Source organism: Pseudomonas sp. TR47 (genome assembly GCF_044143025.1).
In the GTDB taxonomy this organism is placed as follows: Bacteria; Pseudomonadota; Gammaproteobacteria; order Pseudomonadales; family Pseudomonadaceae; genus Aquipseudomonas; species Aquipseudomonas putida_E.
Genome location: NZ_JBHFCS010000055.1, coordinates 1 through 2,765 on the forward strand (window position 1 = coordinate 1; position 2,765 = coordinate 2,765).

The following is a 2,765-nucleotide window of genomic DNA, read 5'->3' on the forward strand; positions in this document are numbered from 1 at the left end:
CTTCCCCCTCGACTCGACGAAGGCGCTGGACGATATATTCACACGCAGCGAAAGTGGTTACTACCCAAACTTTCCAGTTTTAATACAGGGTAATGGTGAGCCATGGCTCATCGGAAATCTTTACCTGACGACGAAACTAGAACGTGAGCCTGGATATGAGTCGAAGACATACAGAGGTATTGCGGACCACTTACTTGACTATCTGCGCTTCCTGGAGGATCAGAAACTTAATTTTCTTCACTTTCCGGAAAATGATCGTCTGAAAGTGACATATCGATATAGAGAGCAATTACTGAACTTTGTGGATAATGCAGAACTCTCAACAAGCACAGCAAAATCCAGAATTAACGCTGTAGTTAATTTTTATGACGCCATCACAAAGTGGGGCTTAGTAAACCAGCCATGCGGTGACGGCATAGCTTTCACGAGAATCAACAGAGAGCTTTTCGTTAAGACTGAGTACGGAGCTGCCGGAAAAGTAAAGATTTCCTCTCATAACCTATCCCTCAAGGGAGGATCTAAACAAAGCTGTGCCGAGTACATCAAAGATGACGAGGAACTTCGCCCATTAACCACCGACGAGCAAGCTATCGTTCTAAAAACGTTACATCACTCCTCGCGTGAATATCAGCTTATATTTTATCTTGCTCTATTTACGGGCGCACGCATCCAGACAATTGGTACCCTCCGAATACGAGATTTTGAAGGCAGGCTCGACTCCGATGGAAATTTAAGGCTCGCCATAGGCTCTGGAACCTTAATAGATACAAAGAAAAATAAAAAAATGACACTATTAGTCCCAGGCTGGTTAGTGAAAGACATAATTATTTATAGCAGGTGCCCTGAAGCTATTAAGCGGCGACTACGCTCTTATTACGGAGACTCCAAAGACAACTATGTTTTTTTGAGCAAGAGTGGAATTCCTTACTACACAAGCAGGCGAGAAATATCGAGCAAAAGCCAGAAAATGTTCACATCGAACGGGAATATGAGCCGCAGAGCGCAGCAAGTAAATATACAAGACGGAGCCGCCCTTCGTGTTCACATCCAGCAAATACTTCTTCCCAGAATATTTCGCACTCATCCAAATTTCAAAAAATTCAAATTCCATGACTTGCGCGCCACATTTGGAATGAATCTTATGGAAAGCCAAATTAAGCATTTTGGCAACACGAGCACAAATTATGCAATTGAACATGTCCAGCAGCGCATGGGGCACACAAACAAGAACACCACATTACAATACCTAAACTACAAGACAAGAATGGAGTGGAAAAAAAGCATCCAGCATGAATTTGAAGAGGAGCTCTTCAAGCATGTTCTCACTAGCATCTCGGGAGAGCAGATAAAATGAAACAGACTCTCATCCAGAGAAAGACTATGGAATTCCTGCCTGCTGATGACAACGTACATATAATGCGACCTGAGCTTTCAGTTCTGAACGTATTCAATAAATACGCTTCGTGCTCGCGCACCCTGGATATTGGCTCACTGTGTTATACAAAGAGAGGCAGTAAACTCCCTCAGCACTTAAGCTGTCCCGTTGACCTCGCCTCGCTAGATAAACATAGGATACCAATAGCGCGCTTCATGCTTGAAGAATTAAGCAGAAGGCCAGCCAGCACCGCAATTGGAATGTTTGGTGAATTCTCAAGGTTTATGGATTGGATTGACGCACAAGAACAAGCATACGAATTCAATAATTTAGCATCCATGCGAAGCGCTTACTTCGCATATACTGCCAATCTATTGATGCGGGTAAGAAAATCAGGAATTAACGACAGCCCGATCAAGCTAAGCACCGCATCATCATACCAACGTGCAGCGCGCTTCATAATAGCGTCGACCACAGAGCTAAGCGAGAATGAAATAAAAGGCTTTGCGACTTACATCACTCAAAGCCGAGATAACTCTAGACATATCAGTCTTGAGCTCCCCGACTCAGATACTCAAGCGAGGACATTCGCAACGTTAGTCTGCTACGTAGAGGAAGCCTATCGCGTGCTTGTGGAAGGCGCTCCGCTTCCCTTAAAGATAGTTTCGCCAGACAACCCTACATATTATCTTTGGTCCGTCCACTTCGCTTCAAGAAATCCTGATCATTTTTCTATCGCCAAGCTATTAGAGTCATCACCTCACTTTCCTTCTTGGCCCGATGTCACACGTCATTATGGGCTGGACTGGCGGGCCGCAACGACGGTGATTGAGAGATCCCGTTTCGATCAAACGCGCTATCGCATAGAAGATCGGAACTCCGACTTACGATCATTAACAAGAATCCGTTTAGGTATCCACGCAATTACAGCCGGATTTCTTGCGTTCATCGCGGCTACTGGTTGCAATACGAGCGTCGCTAAACAACTCCGCCTTACTTCCTTAGAAATCGTGCCTACAACGCAAGGTAAACGCATGTCCGGGGTTAAGTATAGGGCTAAGGGAAAGACAGTGCTGCCCGAGTTCGGAGCGCGCTTCTCATCGGTATTTGACAAGCACCTAAAGATTCGTGACTGGCTTATCGCTAATGAAAAAACTGATTTAGCATTTCCGATACCTGTGAGTACACACCGAAGCAGAGATAGTATCTCTGTTGTTTCGACATCCGCTTTAAGGGCGTTCAAAAAACACCTTGGAATGATTCTTCCGAATACGGTATGGATTAATCCAACCCAGTGGAGAAAAAATATAAGCTATCAATATATAAAGCTTAGCGGCGGAGATATGCTGCTGACGGCAGAGAAACTTGGAAACACGGAGGAGACTATACG

Annotated in this window: 2 protein-coding genes; both read left to right on the forward strand. The window is 44.7% G+C overall.

Annotated features, from left to right (window positions below):
• Positions 1-1,354: tyrosine-type recombinase/integrase (locus ACEWE8_RS25890; RefSeq protein WP_395589438.1), on the forward strand; the 1,354-nt coding region annotated here is incomplete at its 5' end.
• Positions 1,351-2,765 (forward strand): hypothetical protein (locus tag ACEWE8_RS25895; protein WP_395589439.1); only part of this gene is annotated, 1,415 nt, incomplete at its 3' end. The genes ACEWE8_RS25890 and ACEWE8_RS25895, both read left to right, overlap by 4 nt.